The sequence below is a fragment of the Paenibacillus sp. JT31N7 genome (assembly GCF_059692095.1).
Window position 1 is genome coordinate 12,129 of sequence record NZ_JCAUAT010000006.1, and the last position, 18,628, is coordinate 30,756.

At 48.0% G+C, this 18,628-nt stretch carries 17 protein-coding genes; 12 read left to right on the forward strand and 5 right to left on the reverse strand.

The window, feature by feature from the left end:
* Nucleotides 1-55 precede the first annotated feature (55 nt).
* Complete coding sequence (gene purH / locus AC58P5_RS22270) at nt 56-1,600, forward strand: bifunctional phosphoribosylaminoimidazolecarboxamide formyltransferase/IMP cyclohydrolase (protein WP_497390457.1); 1,545 nt, start codon at nt 56-58, stop codon at nt 1,598-1,600.
* A gap of 19 nt (nt 1,601-1,619) precedes the next feature.
* Nucleotides 1,620-2,888 (forward strand): phosphoribosylamine--glycine ligase, encoded by a 1,269-nt coding sequence (purD, locus tag AC58P5_RS22275; protein ID WP_497390458.1) that lies wholly within the window; start codon nt 1,620-1,622, stop codon nt 2,886-2,888.
* A 259-nt stretch (nt 2,889-3,147) separates the two neighbouring features.
* Here purD and AC58P5_RS22280 read toward each other — a convergent pair whose 3' ends face one another.
* On the reverse strand, nt 3,148-3,300 hold the full coding sequence (locus AC58P5_RS22280) for a hypothetical protein (protein ID WP_497390459.1): 153 nt from the start codon (nt 3,298-3,300) through the stop codon (nt 3,148-3,150).
* A gap of 310 nt (nt 3,301-3,610) precedes the next feature.
* On the opposite strand from AC58P5_RS22280, the gene AC58P5_RS22285 reads away from it, so the two are divergent.
* The gene (locus AC58P5_RS22285) at nt 3,611-4,837 is read left to right on the forward strand and encodes a stalk domain-containing protein (RefSeq protein WP_497390460.1); all 1,227 of its coding nucleotides are present in this window, start codon (nt 3,611-3,613) and stop codon (nt 4,835-4,837) included.
* Nucleotides 4,838-4,908: 71 nt separating this feature from the next.
* On the opposite strand, the gene AC58P5_RS22290 is transcribed toward AC58P5_RS22285, so the two are convergent.
* The 3 genes from AC58P5_RS22290 to AC58P5_RS22300 form a co-directional block, all read right to left on the reverse strand.
* Nucleotides 4,909-5,337, reverse strand: coding sequence for a thiol-disulfide oxidoreductase DCC family protein (locus AC58P5_RS22290; RefSeq protein WP_497390462.1), 429 nt, complete (start codon nt 5,335-5,337; stop codon nt 4,909-4,911).
* Between the two features lie 813 nt (nt 5,338-6,150).
* Entirely contained in the window at nt 6,151-6,420 is a 270-nt protein-coding gene (locus tag AC58P5_RS22295; protein WP_497390464.1) for a hypothetical protein, read from the reverse strand.
* 5 nt (nt 6,421-6,425) lie between these two features.
* A complete protein-coding gene (locus AC58P5_RS22300; protein WP_497390466.1) occupies nt 6,426-6,569 on the reverse strand; it encodes a hypothetical protein in 144 nt (47 codons plus the stop codon).
* A gap of 479 nt (nt 6,570-7,048) precedes the next feature.
* On the opposite strand from AC58P5_RS22300, the gene AC58P5_RS22305 reads away from it, so the two are divergent.
* From AC58P5_RS22305 to AC58P5_RS22345, 9 genes are all read left to right on the forward strand, one after another.
* Nucleotides 7,049-7,339, forward strand: coding sequence for a YerC/YecD family TrpR-related protein (locus AC58P5_RS22305; RefSeq protein WP_009675256.1), 291 nt, complete (start codon nt 7,049-7,051; stop codon nt 7,337-7,339).
* Between the two features lie 754 nt (nt 7,340-8,093).
* Complete coding sequence (locus tag AC58P5_RS22310; protein WP_497390468.1) at nt 8,094-8,882, forward strand: sirohydrochlorin chelatase; 789 nt, start codon at nt 8,094-8,096, stop codon at nt 8,880-8,882.
* A gap of 9 nt (nt 8,883-8,891) precedes the next feature.
* Nucleotides 8,892-9,821: a diacylglycerol kinase gene (locus AC58P5_RS22315; RefSeq protein ID WP_497390470.1), complete on the forward strand. Its 930-nt coding sequence runs from the start codon at nt 8,892-8,894 to the stop codon at nt 9,819-9,821.
* Nucleotides 9,822-9,902: 81 nt separating this feature from the next.
* The gene (locus AC58P5_RS22320) at nt 9,903-10,085 is read left to right on the forward strand and encodes a hypothetical protein (RefSeq protein WP_497390472.1); all 183 of its coding nucleotides are present in this window, start codon (nt 9,903-9,905) and stop codon (nt 10,083-10,085) included.
* Complete coding sequence (rlmD, locus tag AC58P5_RS22325) at nt 10,082-11,632, forward strand: 23S rRNA (uracil(1939)-C(5))-methyltransferase RlmD (RefSeq protein ID WP_497390474.1); 1,551 nt, start codon at nt 10,082-10,084, stop codon at nt 11,630-11,632. The genes AC58P5_RS22320 and rlmD overlap by 4 nt, the downstream gene beginning before the upstream one ends.
* 434 nt (nt 11,633-12,066) lie before the next feature.
* Nucleotides 12,067-13,062 carry a DUF2971 domain-containing protein gene (locus tag AC58P5_RS22330; RefSeq protein ID WP_497390476.1) on the forward strand — a complete coding sequence of 332 codons (996 nt, stop codon included), beginning with the start codon at nt 12,067-12,069 and terminating at the stop codon, nt 13,060-13,062.
* 819 nt (nt 13,063-13,881) lie between these two features.
* Nucleotides 13,882-14,088: an IS3 family transposase gene (locus AC58P5_RS22335; protein WP_497390478.1), complete on the forward strand. Its 207-nt coding sequence runs from the start codon at nt 13,882-13,884 to the stop codon at nt 14,086-14,088.
* A gap of 163 nt (nt 14,089-14,251) precedes the next feature.
* Nucleotides 14,252-15,364 (forward strand): restriction endonuclease, encoded by a 1,113-nt coding sequence (locus tag AC58P5_RS22340; protein ID WP_497390480.1) that lies wholly within the window; start codon nt 14,252-14,254, stop codon nt 15,362-15,364.
* A 297-nt stretch (nt 15,365-15,661) separates the two neighbouring features.
* Nucleotides 15,662-17,044 carry a hypothetical protein gene (locus AC58P5_RS22345; RefSeq protein WP_497390482.1) on the forward strand — a complete coding sequence of 461 codons (1,383 nt, stop codon included), beginning with the start codon at nt 15,662-15,664 and terminating at the stop codon, nt 17,042-17,044.
* A 273-nt stretch (nt 17,045-17,317) separates the two neighbouring features.
* Here AC58P5_RS22345 and AC58P5_RS22350 read toward each other — a convergent pair whose 3' ends face one another.
* Complete coding sequence (locus AC58P5_RS22350; protein WP_497390484.1) at nt 17,318-18,286, reverse strand: AlbA family DNA-binding domain-containing protein; 969 nt, start codon at nt 18,284-18,286, stop codon at nt 17,318-17,320.
* Between the last annotated feature and the right edge of the window lie 342 nt (nt 18,287-18,628).

Here is an 18,628-nt window from a genome sequence, read left to right on the forward strand (position 1 = left end):
GCGTTCAGTATACAAAGATTCAAACTAGACTTTCCAACCCATAGGAGGAGAAATCGTGGCAATCAAAAGAGCGTTAATCAGCGTATCGGACAAAACGGGCATTGTGGAATTCGCGTCGGAGCTGGCAAAGCTGGGCGTCGAGCTTATTTCGACGGGGGGAACGAAGACCCTTCTGGAAAAAGAGGGTGTGCCGGTCATCGGCATTTCCGATGTTACGGGATTTCCGGAAATTCTGGATGGACGCGTAAAAACGCTGCATCCCGCCGTACACAGCGGCCTTCTGGCCATTCGTGACGATGCGGAGCACCGCAAAGTGATGGAAGAGCTGGGTCTGGGGTATATCGACCTCGTGATCGTTAACCTGTATCCATTTGCGGAAACTATCGCGAAGCCGGATGTGGAGTACGCGGATGCGGTGGAAAACATCGACATCGGCGGACCGACGATGCTGCGCTCGGCGGCGAAGAACCACGCTTTCGTCTCGGTTGTGGTGGATGCGGCCGATTATGACACCGTGCTTGCCGAAGTCCGCGAAAGTGCCGATACGACACTCGAAACGCGCAAACGCCTGGCGGCGAAAGTTTTCCGTCATACGGCGGCTTACGATTCCCTGATCTCCGAATATTTGTCCGGACAAGTGGGCGAAGAGTTCCCGGAACGCTATACGGTTACGTACGAAAAGGTCCAGGACCTGCGCTACGGGGAAAATCCTCATCAGAAAGCGGCGTTCTACCGTAAACCGCTTGCCGGTGAAGGCAGCATCGCGACAGCGGAGCAGATTCACGGCAAAGAGCTTTCCTACAACAACATCAACGATGCGAACGCGGCGCTGCAAATCGTAAAAGAATTTACAGAACCTGCCGTCGTCGCCGTGAAGCATATGAATCCTTGCGGTGTCGGAATCGGTACGTCGGTGAAGGAAGCGTACGAGAAAGCATACGCAGCCGATCCTACGTCCATTTTCGGCGGAATTATCGCGGCCAACCGTCCGATCGACGGTGAAACGGCGCAGCTCTTGCACGAAATCTTCCTGGAAATCGTCATCGCGCCTGACTTTACGCCCGAAGCGCTTGAAATTCTCCAGAAGAAGAAAAACATCCGTTTGCTGAAGCTTGGCAACTTTACCGAAGGACAGCGTAAGGCGCTGCACCTGGTCACTTCCGTAGAAGGCGGCATGCTCGTACAAGAAAGCGATGTTCATGCGATCTCGGAAGGCGATCTTAAGACGGCGACCGACCGCGAGCCGACGGAAGCCGAGCTGAAGCAGCTGCTGCTTGCCTGGAAAGTCGTCAAGCACGTGAAATCCAACGCGATCGTGCTGGTGACCGAGGACATGACCATCGGAATCGGCGCGGGCCAAATGAACCGCGTAGGCGCCGCCAAGATTGCCATTGAGCAGGCCGGCGACAAAGCCAAGGGTGCGGTACTCGCTTCGGACGCGTTCTTCCCGATGGGCGATACGCTGGAAATTGCCGCGGCAGCGGGAATTACAGCCGTCATTCAGCCGGGCGGTTCGATTAAAGACGAAGAATCGATTAAAGTGGCAAACGATAAAGGCGTCGCTATGGTGATGACCGGCGTTCGTCATTTCAAACACTAGAAGCGGGAGGCGGGACACTATGCGCATATTGGTTATCGGCCGCGGAGGCCGGGAGCATGCGATCGTCTGGTCGCTTCGCAAAAGCCCGAAGGTGACGGCTCTGTACTGCGCACCGGGCAACGGAGGCATTGCGGAACTGGCGGAATGTGTGCCGATTACGGAGTTCCAGTTTGCCGAGATCGCGGAATTCGTCCGTCAGAACGCCATCGATCTGGTCGTCGTGGGACCGGACGATCCGCTCTACGAAGGCATCGTGGATTACCTGGAAGAGCATGGCATCCGCGCATACGGACCGAACCGGGCGGCGGCGGAAATCGAAGGAAGCAAAGTATTTATGAAGCATCTGCTGAAAAAATACGAAATTCCTACGGCCGCCTATGAAGCGTTCGAGGACTACGAAGCTGCGCTTGCTTACCTGCGCAAGCTTGGAGCACCGATCGTCATCAAAGCGGACGGGCTGGCCGCCGGCAAAGGCGTGATCGTGGCTTCTACGCTGGAGGAAGCGGAGAAGGCGTTGAAGGAAATTATGGTCGAGAAGCAGTTCGGCGCTTCCGGCAACCGTGTCGTCATCGAAGAATTCCTGCAAGGACAGGAAATGTCCCTGCTGGCGTTCGTTGACGGCAATGTCGTGAAGCCGATGGTGCCTTCCCAGGACCATAAGCCGGTTTTCGACGGGGACAAGGGACCTAACACCGGAGGCATGGGCACTTATTCGCCGGTTCCGCACATCCCGCAGGAGATCGTGCAGCAGGCGCTGGACACCATCGTGAAGCCCGCGGCCGAGGCGATGGTGAAGGAAGGGCGCCCGTTCCGGGGCGTGCTCTACGCGGGACTGATGATCACCGCGGACGGACCGAAGACGATCGAGTTCAACGCCCGCTTCGGCGATCCGGAGACGCAGGTTATTCTGCCCCGGCTGAAAACCGACCTGCTGGAGATCATTCTGGCGACACTCGAAGGCCGCCTGGCGGACCTTGAAATCGAGTGGAGCGAAGAAGCGGCCGTGTGCGTCATTCTCGCATCCGGCGGCTACCCCGGCTCGTACCCGAAGGGGCTGCCCATCGAGTGCCTGGACGCCGCAGGCGAAGCCCTCGTGTTCCATGCGGGTACGGCGCTTGAAGAAGGCCGGCTGGTCACCAGCGGCGGCCGTGTGCTTGGCGTCACGGCGCTGGGCCGTGACATTGCCGATGCGCGCGAGAAGGCGTACGCCGCCGCGGACCGCATCTCCTTCGAAGGGAAGCAGAACCGGACGGATATTGCGCTGAAGGCACTGAATGCGATGAAGTAAAGGGCAGGCGGATGCGGGTATCCGCTGCCGCTGTTTCGGGCAGGCGCTTTGTGGATGCTCACCGTCATGAGATACCACATCCCACGGGGTGAGCTGCTTGAGGTGAGGCTGCTTCTACTAAAAGGAAGTTTGCTTTGGAATTTAGGGTTAACCGAATAAACGCACGTGGCTTCCTTCCCAGGGAGTTCCGTGCGTTTTTTTGTGGTTTTGGCCAGCGGCAAAGTCAGTGTGTTCCATGTCGTAAGCAGAGAGCGCATCTTTACGATTTGCGCTTTCTCGCTTCCCTTTTGTTCAGCCAGTAGAGCTGAAGCTCGTTTCTTTTGCTATACACTAAGTAAATGGCGAACAGACAGCCGAAAATCATCACAATCGGAATCCAGTGCCCGCGTATAAATGTCCCAACAGTACCCATGTGCGAAACCCTCCAATATACCGAAATCCCTTGAAAAATTGTTTCTATTATACGAATAAAAGAGCACAACCGGCCGATATTTGGATCACGGAAAATGCTAGAATAATGGTTTTCAAAGATGAAAAAGCAGAGCAATCCGGCTTAGTATAGCCTTAAACGGCAAGGATATTCATAAGGCGGATGGGGCTAGGAAAGGGCCGCTAATCTACTTTAGAAACATTTTGTATCAATAATTCAAATAAACTATTTACAAGTTACATTATGTATCGTAAAGTAGAACAGGAAAGATTTGTATCTGGGAGGGTGAGAAATGAAAAAGTTAGTTTACGGATTGACTATGATGCTGGCTTTGTTCCTGCTTCCGCTTGCGGCTTCCGCAGCCTCTGGGACGCAGTTACAAGTCAACGACAAGGCAATCGGACTGTCGGCAGAACCGCAAATTTCCGGCGATACGGCTTATGTAGACTTGGCACCGGTTCTTGGCAGTCTCGGCTACACTGTGCAGGAAAGCGTGTACGGTAAAGGCTGGACCGCGTCCAAAGGCGGTTCCAAAATCGAGCTGGTATCCGGCTCAAGCTCTTTTGTAGTGAATGGAGAGAGTGTAAATGCAGGCGCCGCTGTCATTCAAAGCGGGAACAAGCTTAACCTGAAAGCCTTCGCGGATCTGACAGGACGCAAGCTGAAAGTGGATGGGGAAAAAGCACTTATTTCATTAAACGATACGCTGCTTACGAATGTGCTGGAAACACTCTACACAGGCACGCTGACGAAATCCCCACAAGCTCCAAAAACGCTGGCCGCAGATAACCCGGGATACACCGGTTACATCAAGCTCTTTTACCCGAACGGCAAGGTGTTCTACGACGGCTATATGGTGAACAGCAAGTTTGAGGGCAAAGGAAAGTACTACGACTCGAACGGCGTGCTCCGCTATGACGGAAACTGGAAAGCGAACAAATTCGACGGACAAGGCAAATCGTATTATGCCGATAAGCACCTGGAGTATGACGGTTTGTGGAAAGCGGGACTGAAGCAGGGATACGGCACCTACTACTGGGCGTGGGAACCTTGCGGCGAACCGCCGGGCAGCATTACGGGGTACAACAAGTATGTCGGTTTCTTCGATAAAGACGAATTCCATGGCGTCGGTAAAATCAACTGGGCGGACGGAAGCAAATTCGAAGGCTTCTTCTCCAAAGGTCAAATTGAATGTGCCGGAGTCTTCTACTGGACGGACGGCTGGAAATATGTCGGTATGTACAAAGACGGCAAGCGTGACGGTTTCGGAACGGAATTCAACGAAAAGGGAACCGTCATCTATGAAGGCGGGTTCCGTAAAAGCGTGGCTGAAGGCTACGGACGTCTATACGACGCTAAAGGCAACTTGCTGTACGAAGGCGAGTTCGTAAACGGACATCCGAAAGAGGAAGTTGCGGCACGTACGCTGACCGGCTTCCAATCCCAGTCCAATCAAAAATCTTCGGCAGCTCAGCTGCAAAATCATACGCAAAACCAATTGGAAGTAACTTTCCAATAAGGCTGTAAAAGAAAATAACCGGAGTCTCGCGATGAGATGCCGGTTATTTGTTTTTTTGTGGGAAGGGGCGCCTAGTCCAGAAACCGCCGGCGCAGCTCCGGCGTGGGGATCATGCACGCGTCCCGCTGCCCGAACCAGCGGTAGCGGTTGCGCGCGATCCAGCGGTACACCGCATCGCGGATCGGCTTCGGCACCGCCGCGAAGCCGTAGAGCAGCGGCCACGGGTACCGCAGCCGGCGCAGCACACGCAGTCCGGCGGACGACTGCGTGTAGACGCGGCCTCCTTCGATGAGCACGAAGGAATCGAAGGAGGCCGCAGGCAGGCCGTGCCGGGCAAGCAGGCCCTGCCCGGCTTCCGACTGCAGCGCCGCGAACCGGACTTGTCCGGCCGGATCGCGGCGCACGGTGAACCGGACGGCGGCATTGCACAGGTTGCAGACGCCGTCGAACAAGACCACCGGCCCGGAGCTGGCTTCCGGGCCGCGAGTTGGAGCCTTCATAGGGATCACCCGCCCGTCCTAGTGAGATATACGTCAAGTATATCACAGGGGGAGCGGCGGGAAGTGGAGATGAAGGCGGCTGTGGCCTGCGGGCCTTGGCCCACAGAGGCGCTAAAAGAAGGCGGCGCTGCGGCCGGATCACAGTCCATGCAGCGCCGTACCTTGCGAAAGCCGTGAGCGGTGCTCGAAGCTGTATGCGGTGCACGAAGCCGTATGCGGTGCACGAAGCCGTATGCGATGCATGATAATTTTTGAAGCGGGAGATGACAGACGGCTCGCTCGGTTAGTATCCAAACATTTTCCTGTTTATTTTATGTAAATGGTGGAGAATTCTATATATTTTTTGTGTCGGAACCGATATAGTTCATGATTGTAGAAGAAGTGCTGTGCTGCAGCTTTAAAGGAAACGTTGTTTGCAGAGCGTGTGTCTGTGCGGGCAGGCCGTTTGTCTGACAGCGGTAAACCGTCAGCCGCCAAACTGCGAAGTTCGAACTGCCAAACAGCGAACAGTGAACAGCCAAACAGCGAACAGTGAACAGCCAAACAGCGAACAGTGAACAGCCAAACAGCGAACAGTGAACAGCCAAACAGCGAACAGTGAACAGCAAACTGCAAAACAGCGAACAGCGAACTGCAAAACCGCCAAACAGACAACAGTGAACAGCGAACTGGCCAAACCGTCAAACCACGAACTGCCAAACTGCAAACTGCGAATTGCGAACTGCCAACTGTTTAGGAGCGGTGCTTTGGCTTGGCTCGTTCTGTTTTGTGCCCGGGAAAACCGGGTCCTGCTGGGGACCCGGCCTTATCCGGTTACCTGCGTGTGGACCGTTTACGGCGCTTGGTTGTTTTGGCTTTGCGCTTGGTCTGCGTGGCTTTTCTTTTCTTTTTGCGTTTGACGGCTGGTACGGTATTAGCGCGTTTGGTGGCGGCCTTGGCTCCGAAGCTGCTGAACATCAGCTTGATCATGGGAGCGAACTGCTGGACGGAGCCGACGAATTTCTGTACTTTGCCCATGGTCCCGATGACGCCTTCAATTCCGCCCATGCGGTCAATGAAGCCTTTGATCTGATTGATGTTCATGCCGCCTAAAAGGCCGCCGGCTCCTCCTCCTGAACTCCCGGCTGCAGCGGCCGGTGCGGCGGAATTAACGGGTACGGGCAGATTCTGGCCGAATTCGGAAAATCCCGGGCCGCCCTGTGGGAAACCTCCGCCTCCGGGGAACCCGCCACCTGAAAAGCCTCCCCCCGGGAACCCCCCGCCTGAAAAGCCGCCTCCTGAGAACCCGCCGTCAGAAAAACCTCCTCCCGGAAATCCGCCGCCTTGGAAAGGAACTCCGCCCTGACCTCCTGCCGGACCCGGCGAGAACAAGCTTCTGGTTTGCACCTCCGGCTGTCGGCCGTGTTTCGGATAACGATAGCTCACTTGAATTCACGATCCTTTGCAAAGGATTTACTGCTACATCCTATGTGATAGGCAAACGTTTGGTCTGGACGGATATCACGGGTACGGGGAAAATGTCACGGGAACCGGAACGGCCTAAATGTACACTACCAGGAGAAGGTCGCGATTTAGAGCGGTAACGCTTAAAAATTTTACTGTTTTGCAATTGTAAAGGAAGGAGATTATAATAAACCTGTCGAAATAGAAATTATTGTTCTACCGATTGTCCAGAAATACAAGATGAAATGGAATGCTAGGGGTTGAAGATATGCAGTTGAAAAAACTAAATGATAAAGCGATTGACCAGCTTTTCGAGGCGATTCTTACATTGAACAGCCTGGAGGAATGCTATACATTTTTTGACGATCTTTGTACGGTGAACGAGATCCAGTCGCTGTCCCAGCGTCTGGAAGTGGCGCGCATGCTGCGCAAAGGCTGCACGTACAATCAGATCGAAGCCGAGACGGGAGCGAGCACGGCGACGATTTCGCGCGTAAAACGCTGCCTGAACTACGGAAACGACGGCTACGTGCTGACGCTGGATCGTCTGAACCGCTAGAGCGGCCGGGATGGGCGCGGCCTGATTTTGCTTTCTAGTCAGGAAGCGGAACCGGCAAACGCGAAGCGGTTATGTACGGCAAGAGGCAGATAGACGGGGAACTTGGAAGAGGATCGCTGCGGGTTCGTAAAGGGTGTTCTTGGCTGCTTTCTTGTCTGTTCGATACAGATTCCGAAGGGGTTGAACCAGACACCAAGATAGAGCCAGTGGTGGGGCAGCTTACAGGTCTGGCTGTCTGTTTCGAAGACAGTGGAATTGACCTCTGTCCACTGGGAGTGTACATGTGATCTTTCTTAAGGAACAAAGAGCTGAACGGTTGACCGCTGTCAATCATGCGGGTCCAGTCCGAAGATGGGGTTTCAGTCATTACGTCACGCTCAGTCGCCTTGCATTTAAACGATACCCTGAAAGCATCAGGGTTACCGCCGGCAATGCAGAGTTTTCCCTCATTGGGGGCGGCTTGTAGAAGTCGCTCACGCCAAGCTTGAACGGCTGCCCTGGACTGTCCGGTCCCGAGTTTCTTCGCGCTGCATGTTCGGGTAAGATGAGTCAGGCGTAATAAACGCTGCGGAACCTCTTTTATAATGGTAGAGTGTTCGCAGGCTTACAAACGATCGTTCCTCACAACAGCAGACCGCGAAAGACCTAAAATCCCCCTCTTTACACCCGTAAATGGGGATTTTTCCTGTTTATTGACATAAGGGGCCAGTTTAGATAGCATGAAAGCAGGATGAACGGAAGCGGAGTGAAAGCCATGCGTACGTATGGGATTTTGGTGATCAGCCACGGCTCGCGGAGCCGGGAATGGGTGCAACTGGTGGATGAAGCCGTAGCGGGGATGCATGTCCCGGATGGCGTTCCGGTGTTTGGTTCGTTCCTGGAGCTTGTAGACGGACGGCTGATTCAAGACGGAATTACCTGGTTAGAAAACCGTGGTGTGACTGATCTGATCGTCATCCCGCTTTTTGTATCCAAAGGAAGCACGCATCTCGACGAAATCGCGTACGCGCTGGGCCTGAAGCCCGAGCCGCTTCTGCCGACGGATCTGGAACCGTTCGAAATCAAGGCACGCGTGCATATGACGTCGCCTATGGATGAGGACGCCGAGCTGCTGGCGGAGATGGTGTACGAGAAAATTCGCAGCCTGTCGGAGGACCCGGAGCGGGAGATCGTGCTGCTTGTGGGGCATGGCAGCGTCGAGCAGTTGTTTCATCTGGCGTGGCGCGGAAGTCTGGAGCGGATTGCTCAAGCTTTGAAGAAGACAGGCGGATACGGAACGACGGACGTGGCGATGCTGCTGCCGGATCAGACGAAGCGGAAACTGGAATGGTGGCAGGAGCGGAAGCCCGGGCATGCGGTCATCATTGCGCCGCTTTTTTTAAGTGAGGGCTACTTTACGAGAGAAGTGATTCCTTCCAGGCTGGAAGGGTTTGACTACCGATATAACGGGCAATCTATACTGCCGAGTCCGAAGGTCAGCGAGTGGCTGGAGCGGCAGGTTGCCTCTTTTTTTAACCGGGACCATTATGAGCAAAAAAGGTGATAAAGAGAAATGGCCAAACGTGCTAGATTGATCTATAACCCGACTTCGGGTAGGGAAGAAATGCGCAAGCGCCTGCCGGAAATTTTGCAGCGTCTGGAGAGGGGCGGTTATGAAACGTCCACCCATGCGACGATCGGCGAGGGAGACGCGATGCTGGCGGCCTCACAGGCCGTGGACCGCGGGTTCGACCTTATCGTTGCGGCGGGCGGAGACGGAACGCTGTACGAAGTGGTAAACGGGATGGGCGAGAAGCCGAACCGGCCTCCGGTGGGCATTTTGCCGCTCGGAACGACGAACGATTTTGCCCGGGCTTTGAACATTCCGCGCGACTGGGAAGACGCCGTGGATCTTATCGTCCGCGGGTATACGAGACCGATCGATGTCGGTAAAGTGAACCAGAAATATTTTATCAATATTGCGGGCGGGGGCTCTATGACGGAGCTGACGTACGAAGTGCCCAGCAAGCTCAAAACCATGATCGGGCAGCTTGCCTACTATGTAAAAGGACTCGAAATGCTGCCGCGCCTGCGGCCGATTCACATGCATTTGAAGTCCGCTGAAATGGAAATCAACGAGGACGTTATGCTGTTCCTCATTACCAATAGCAATTCCGTCGGGGGCTTTGAAAAACTGGCCGTCGACGCGAGTCTGAACGACGGGCTTTTCGACGTCATCGTGCTCAAAAAGTGCAACCTGCCGGAGTTTATCAAAATCGCCACCATGGCGCTCAAAGGCGACCACACCAACGATCCGAACGTCGTCTATTTTCAGACGAGCAAGCTCGAAATTTCGTCCCCAGACTACGTGCAGATCAACCTGGACGGCGAGCTCGGCGGCACATTGCCGGCGGTTTTCACCAACCTGCAGTCGCATATCGAGATCATTGTAGACGAATCCGGTCTATCGACATATAAACATCAACGCAGATTAGGGAGTTAAATGATATGAGTAAAAATAAACGGCGGGGCGGGGCGTCTGCGGGGAAGCCGCAGGGCGGGGCTTTGTCGGGGCAGAAGCGTGATGGCACATCCGTGGGCAAAACGCATGGTGGGCCGGGTGAGCGCCGTGGTACGCTCCGAGGTGAGAACACCGCTAAAGCAGCGGCTGACGGTCGGAGCGAAGCGAATAGAACGCACACTGGGCAGGGCCGTGGAGGCGCTGCTCAGCGGGCGTTTGGCGGACGTGGTGAGGCTGGCCGTGTGAAGCCTTACGGCCAAGCGGGAGCCGTGCGCGGTGAGGGCTCTGGCAGTCGTGGGAGCGGCGGCAGAGCCCGGGCTGAGCGGATATCCTCGCCTCAAGCTGGGAGCAAACGCTCCGCCGCGCTGACCGGTTTGCCCGTGGAGAAGAACGGCGAGTATACCGCCGAGATCATCGGTATCGGGCATGACGGAGAAGGCGTGGGCCGCGTCGAAGGCTTCACCCTTTTTGTCCCCGGTGCCCTGCCGGGTGAACGGGTGCGCCTCAAGGTGCTCAAACTCAAAAAGCAGTACGGCTACGCCAAACTGCTTGAAGTGCTGGAATCAAGTTCGGACCGTGTCGGCGCGCCGTGCCCGATCTATGACAAGTGCGGTGGCTGCCAGCTCCAGCATTTGGACTATGCGGCCCAATTGAAGGTGAAGCGCCAACTCGTCGTGGACAACCTGGAGCGGATCGGGAAGCTTAAGGTGGCGGACCCGCTGATGCAAGACACAGCGCGTGCTTCCGAGGCGGGCGGCATCGTTGTGTATCCGACCATTGGCATGAGCGATCCGTGGAGATATCGGAACAAAGCTCAGGTTCCTTTTGGAGAGGAGCAGGGCGGGCTCGTCGGTGGTTTTTACGCGCAGGGCAGTCACCGGATAATCGACATGGAAGCCTGCCTGATCCAGCATGCGAATAACGACGAAGTCATCGCTAAGGTCAAAGAAATCGGCCGCGGGCTGGGCATTCGCGCTTACCGGGAAGAAACACACGAAGGGCTGCTTCGGCATGTTGTCGTAAAAGTCGGCTTCCGCACGGGCGAAATCATGGTCGTGCTCGTTACAAACGGTAAAGAGATTACGTATGCAGAGGAATGGATCGAGCAAATTCGCACCGCGATACCGGGCGTGGCAAGCATTTGCCAGAACGTCAACACCGGACGGACCAACGTCATCTTCGGACCGACAACGCGCATTCTCTGGGGCCGGGAAGTCATCTACGACTACATCGGCGACGTCAAGTTTGCAATCTCGGCCCGCTCGTTCTTCCAGGTCAACCCGGTTCAAACCGAGGCGCTTTACGGTAAAGCGCTCGAATATGCCGGATTGACCGGCGGCGAAACCGTGGTCGATGCGTACTGCGGCATCGGCACCATTTCGCTCTTCTTGGCGAAACATGCCAAGAAGGTGTACGGCGTTGAGATCGTGCCGGAGGCGATCGAAGACGCAAAGCGCAACGCGGAGCTGAACGGCATCCGCAACGCGGAGTTTGCTGTGGGAGGAGCGGAGGACGTCCTCCCCGAGTGGCAGCGCGCGGGCGTCCGTCCCGACGTCATCGTCGTCGATCCTCCCCGCAAGGGCTGCGACGAGCGACTGCTCGACACGATCCTTCAGCTCCGTCCGGAGCGGGTCGTCTACGTGTCGTGCAATGCCTCGACCCTCGCGCGCGATTTGCGCGTGCTCGAGGACGGCGGTTACCGCACCGCTTGCGTTCAGCCGGTGGACATGTTCCCGCATACCGTTCACATAGAAAATGTCGCGATGATTGTAAGAAGTGATATAGATGCCTAAAATACTTAGATATATAAGGGAATATATACTGATACAGTGTTTGCGGAATTGATATAACAGAGGTGTTTTCGAAGAGTTGCCGTATTATTGCCGCAAAGCTACGTGAAAAAGCTGATTAACATAGCGTAAAAGAAACGAAAGAGACGCTGGGAAGAACATTTTAACGGGAAACGTTTTAGATTTAATTGAAAATTGACTGTTGAATTGACACGAAGATTGACGTGAAATAGTCGCGCAATTTTTTCGTGTCAATTTGTTTGTCAAGATCATTTTCGATTTGGAAGCAGTTTATAGAGTTTGTATCGTTTGAGAGAGAGGGCAGTTGATCATGCGGTTCGTTCAATGGGTCATTTCTATCTCTTTCCCATTAGAAAGAATGAATGTTAGAATGGAAGTTGCCTAATGCCAATGTACGATAAGGATGTGATAATGAGATGTGGATAGATGACTATATTAAATTGCAATTTCCTGTAAATCCCGATGATTTGAAAATTAATGAAGCTGCTGTATTGAAGCACCAACACATGCCCAGTGCCTTTTACCGTTACCGCCGCTTCACAGAATATAGCGTGAAGAATTTGATCAATCAACAAGAGCGGTTATCCTACCCGATTGAATTTAACGATCCCTTTGATGCCATACTTAAAATCAATTACGATGAATTAAGTAAGGAATTGTTTTTACAACGGAACATGGAGAAGATGATTGTTTCATTGGAAGAAGTTGGGGTTACATTTAGTGAACAGCAAATTGATGAAATTCGTAATAACCCTGAGCCTTTCAATGCATTCGTGAAATACGTAGCTCAATTTGATAAAGTCCTTGTAGGTCATGAAGTAGAATTCGCAACTACTCTGGTTGATATTAATAATAAACAGATCAAAGACTTGTTTCAAATATTCCGAACCGCCTTTCAGACTGGTTATCTTGTAATGTGCCTTAGTGAAAGAAAAGACAATAATCTCATGTGGAGTCACTATGCTGAAAACCATACCGGCTTTTGTGTTGAATATAATTATCAGGAGTTAGGCCCAAACAATCCGCAAAGCAGGGCTATTTTTCCTTGTATCTATACCGACACAATGTTTGACGCCACAGAGTATCTTAAGCAAGTTTTAACAAATGAGTGTAGACAATTCAATAATTTGTTCGGGTTATACCCAACTATTAGCAAATCCCCGGAGTGGGCTTATGAACAAGAATGGCGATTCGTTTTTCCATTCGGCCCAGATGCAACAAATGATCAACGCATGATTTATACTCCAACACCTAAAGCGATATATGCAGGGGCAAGAGCGATCGATGAGAACATTCAAAAACTTCATAAAATTGCAAAGGATAAAAAAGTTCCTTTATATCAGATGATCTTGTCTGAAGAATCGCCAGTATTGCTAAAAAAAACGTTATATGAGCCGAACACCCAGCAATGAAGTACTTACAGCACTGGCTTCTTAATGAGAGCCCGGTGCTGTTTTATTTTGAGCGTCCTATAAGCCGACCTAAGACAGAATTTGCGAGTATGGAAGAAGAAATGGCCTATTTAAGGGTGGAGATTGCATACTAAAAAAAACGATATCCAAATCTATACGGGGAGTGACGAACAAGGAGAGTCGATGTGAAATTATCGAGGAAATGAGACGAAAAGATCCGCTGAAATGGCTGGTTCTTCTGGCAGGCGGTCCCGGTCTAGTTACTACAAATGGCGAAAGAGACGCCTCAGACTAGATCCACGCAAGGAACAGGAGTTGCTGTTGGAGTAGCACGTAATGGTCATACACCGTTTACGCTCTTACTTTGGCTACTTGCTCATGACGACTGCGTTGCGGAAAGAGCCTGCCTGTCAACCACAAACGGGCTTGCCAACTGATGAAGAAGCTGGGCATTTAATCAATCATCCGAAAGAATCGTCGCTTTTTCGGTAAGCAGGCATCGGTGGTTCATCCTACTGTTTGGACGCCAGTTTCACGCGCAAGCGCCGCTGTGCAAACTGGTAACCGATATTACTTATATCGTGTCCGGGGATCGTTTTGTGTATCTCTCGGTCATTCAGGATATCTACAACAACTAGATTGTATCCTGACAGCTTTCGAAGCGTAAGGACCATGCGCTTGTGGCAAACCACTGTAGAAGCTGCGTATCTGGGCCGGTCTCACGGGCGTTCTCCTTCATTCTGACCAGGGCTTCCAATACGCCTCTAAACCATTCAACGAAAAACTCGTAAAGCTGGGGATTGCGGGCAGCCATTCGAGGTGAGGAATCTGCTTAGACAATGCGCCCATAGAGTCTTTTTTTTCTCCCATTTAAAAACAGAGAACATCTATCTTACTTCACCGAGAACGATTTCTGAACTGGAACAAGACCTTCATGATTACATCTTGTATTGTAACCATGACCGCTTCCAGAAAAAACTGAACAACCGTTCCTCAGTTGAATACCGGGAAACGGTTGCAACTTAATTTTCTTTTGTTCGAGTCTACTTGACGGGGGGATGACCATACCTACATGGTTCTTTAGTTTTTATCAAATAAACTTGTTATTCATTTGATATACGATGTTTTATGCAGGATATATAAAAATGGGAAGGAATATTGCACTAACATGAATTGTTGAGGTGATAATATGAACATAATTTCGACTGATGAATCTTTCTTTGGGGGAGAATTATTCCTTTATGTTCAAGAGTTAGAGATGTTATACGAGAGATTAATTATTGATGATAATTCATTAGTAGGTATATATGGTCGAACTGGAGTTGGTAAAACTGCTCTTGCAATGACCTTTAAGTTAAAATATGAAGAACTTTTTCCTGGTGGAATTTCGTATCTATATCCTTACAGTATGGGTTCCCTATTTGAAAGTGCGGTAAAATCAGTTGAAGATGTTAAAAAAAGATCTTTAATAGTAATTGATGAGGCTCATTCCAGCAAGAAGTTGAATAAAGAAGTAAGCAGTATCCTTGCAAGCTTACCTAAAACAAAGATTATTTTGGTTTCACAGACAAAGTTAAGACTTAACATTCCTTACAAACAAGTAGAGCTAAAAACAAATTATAGAGATTATAATAGATTGTTAGAGCAAATATTTTCAAATACTACTCTTACTCAAAAAGTTATAGCTGATTTATATAGGGTTACAAAAGGAAATCTATCGTCAGTAAAGGCAGTAGCATCATTTTTAAAGAATAGACGTATTGATCAATCAATGATTATAGATTTGTTTAAGCCGATTGAGACACCAGGTATTATTGGCACTGATGGCAAACCATTATTGGTTGGAAGCGATCAACATAAACAAATTACTACAGAGATTACATTTGTCTCTAATGAATTGCTTGATACATTACGCAGAAATCCCGACGAATTATATAATTTGACACCGAGGAAATTCGAAGAGGTTATCGCTGAGATATTAGATCGTATGGGATACGATGTTACACTTACTTCCGAAAGCAGAGATGGTGGTAAGGACATATATGCGGCAAAAAAAGATGCCCTAGGTTCATTTTTATATGTCGTTGAATGTAAAAAATATGCCCCATCAAATGGGGTTGGGATCGGAGTTATACAGCGTTTGCATGGAGTGGTGCAAGCTGAAAAAGCAACCGCTGGAATTGTTGCCACTACATCGTACTTCACACGGGACTCAAGAAAATTTCAAGAAAATTGTTCACACCAGATGTCATTACAAGATTATTTCGGGCTTATAAATTGGCTAAACCAAATTAGAGTTTAGTTACTATATAAACTTTTTACGTGAGTCTGATGGAATGTTTTAGGTGAATAACAACTACATCTAAAAGTGATGCATAAGTAATTTCTATGATCAGCACTCATCTCATATGGAGTGTATAATTTTACTTAAATGTAAAAACATTTGCTTTCAAGTACCTTGTAATAATCCGCCCACACCTTGAGGATGAGCAATGTTGTAGTGAGTCTGGATACAGCCATCTTGATGGATTTCTATCTTTTGAATGACGCTGGTTTCTTGTGCAGCTCTTATTTCTTTATTGGTCTTTGGAGGTAGTTTATGTTACAGCAGCTTATTATTTTTTTTCATCAATGTTTACTTAACGGAATGACTTTTATTGATCAATCCATAACACCCTTCTTCATAAAAATACCGAGTTTATATCTTTTTCTATTACTATGCTGGATGTTTTTACTAGTTTTATATGATGGGCTAATAGTCAGAGGTTTTTCTTCTGTTTTGCGATTCTTATATAGGACCCTAAGAGCAAATAAATCTGTATCTACAATAAGGCTACTGTCAGAGTGGTATTATTTGTTTGATAAGTTGCTATACTTTATTTCACCTCAGGTTATATCTTATCGTTACGAAACCAAAAATGTATTAGATAAATCCAATATGTTAAGTCCAATAGTTTTATATCACACGGCAAAAACATTTATAATTAGTATGTTTTCATTTAGCATCGGCAATCTCTTAATTTGGGGAGGGATATTATCTTATTTCTATCCTTTTTTATTGCAACAGGTATGGAGTTTTCTAATCAACTTAACATGGGCTAAGATCAGCTATATATTTTTTCAAATCGACTACAAAAGTGTGAACAGTTTTTTGAGCTTTTCGTCTATTATATTTACAACAGCTTTGGTTATTTGGTTAACAAACTCTTCTTTTAAGTGGAAGGCCTTGAGAAAGCTTAGAGAACAGAAGTATGAAGATGCTCTTAAATATCAGGAACAAATTGAAGATTTACTTAGCACCATCTCATTCTATTCTGAGAAAAACATTAATAAATTTAGTGAAAATATAGGGTATATTCCAAATATGCTTGGAGAATTAATAACAAAAACTAAAAAATATCGAGTAGAAAAAAATAAATTTATTATATATGATTCTGGAAATTCTTATTCCTATACTAAGCTGGATGATCTTGTAAGTGAATATAGGTCATTTCAGGAAGAAATAAATAAAGTTAATGAGACTTTAAAAGAGATCCGTCAATCAAGGATCTGGTATATTTTCGGTAAGGTTAATGAATCTGTCCGATATGAAAGACTTCAATTAGGACTCATGTACAAGTTGGATTGTGATTTGATTGAAGGTGAAGACCTCATGCGAACTATTGAATCAAAGCAAAAGGAACTTTCAAGATTAACTAATTATTTTAGTAGCATGAATGATATTTCAAGTGGTTGGTTGAAGATAGAGGAATTTGAAAAGGAATACAATAAATACGGTAGCTCATTTACATATGAAAACATAGTTAATTATATAGAACGAGAATTAGAACAAGAAATGTTTAGGTTTAAGAGGCTCCTCCATAACAAATTAGAAGATGCTATACTCCAACATATCATTCTCCAGGAATATCTTGTCATTTCACACAGAACTACTCGTTTTAATCTATTTAAGTCTATTCTAAGCTTATTTAGCCCTAAGTGAGTATTTAAGATTTCTAGAGTAGGATTTAAAATGATTAAGCTCACATAACACGAGGAAAAAATAAAACTTCTTAAAGAGAATGCAACGATATCCTACGATACGGTTACATTCCCTTTTGCATTAAGAGTCTGCTGCTAATAGGAGTGAAAATGAAGGTTTGAGGTATTAGACTTCATGTACATGCGTAATATGAGTAGAAATATCCTAAAAACCAAATCATAAATTTCTAGAGTTTCTGTTTTGGTCAGTAAAACATCTTAGGGAATAAATTGCTTACAAATGATTATTTTCTCTGTCAAATTGATCATCTTCTTCCTGGTGTTTTTTCAGTAAATCATTATGTATCTCTTCAATCTGACTGTTGGTTAGCTCGGGAAAAATTCTCTTAATAACATTTTTTTTGTTTTTAAATATCCTCTCACTTGGAAGGTTATCATTTTTATATCGTTTGAAAAATCTCGCGTATAATTCTTTAGCGAAATTGTATTCGTACCCGGATAAATTATTTAACCTTCTTGTATTCAAATCAATTCTAGGTAATAGATATGCAACAGTAATTAATAATTCCCAAATATCATCAACAATATCTTGAATGTCACTTACTACTGATTCAACACTACTTGAATTATTATCTGCATTGTCAGCACTATCTTCAATAGTGCTAAGACTCTCGTTAACATCTTTTTCGAAACTTTTAAAAGTAGCTAGTATTTTATTTGTTTCATTCACCAATACATGCTTCGTTTGATTTATTTGTTCTTCTAGTCCCATTGATGCTTCTCTAAAGCTAGAAATGAACTTATCTCTTTCAGTTTCCATAAATATCGATAGAAGCTCATTCGGATATATCGATTTCTTTTGACCATCCCCACGAGTCCTATAAGTCCCTTTGTTGGTACAATAAGGCTTAAATTCTCCCGAAGGTACATCTATGATATACACGCTTTTTCCGTCAATTTCTTCCGTGCTGATCTCAACGTTAACAGGGGGGCGGCAACTATTCGCTTTATCAAGTATTGTTAGCCGCCCCTTATCATTTATTAAACAGCCTAGTAACTCTCCAACTTGTCTTCCCTGTGTATTTTTAGAGTCTTTTACACCAACTAGTATAGTACCACCTGATTTGGAGTTAGCAAAAGCCACTAAGTCATCGGGTTCCAGTCCATTGAGAGATTCCTTAAACTCCACTTCATAGCCTTCTTCTTTATTAATCATTCCAAGAAGTAAGTTCCGCTTAGACATATTAATCATTCCTTTACAGTAAGTGTTTTAGAGATTTTGGTTTAAAAATTGTGATTTATTTAAGTCAGGTAGGTATGGTTATCGTTCCTCTGAAGGGTGAACGACTATATTAAATTCCCATTCATTTTAATAGAAGCAAGTGGCGAATATTGTTTGTTTTTCCTCGTTGTGTATTATAAGTTATATAAACAGTGAAACACAATCATATACTAAGTGTGATAAAGTCTATTAATGATTAACGATCAACCACCCACGATTACACTTATGTTTATGAATAATAATTATGTGTGCCTTGGCTTTTGTGATATCACCTTTTATATGAGCAGGTCATTTAATTTTTTC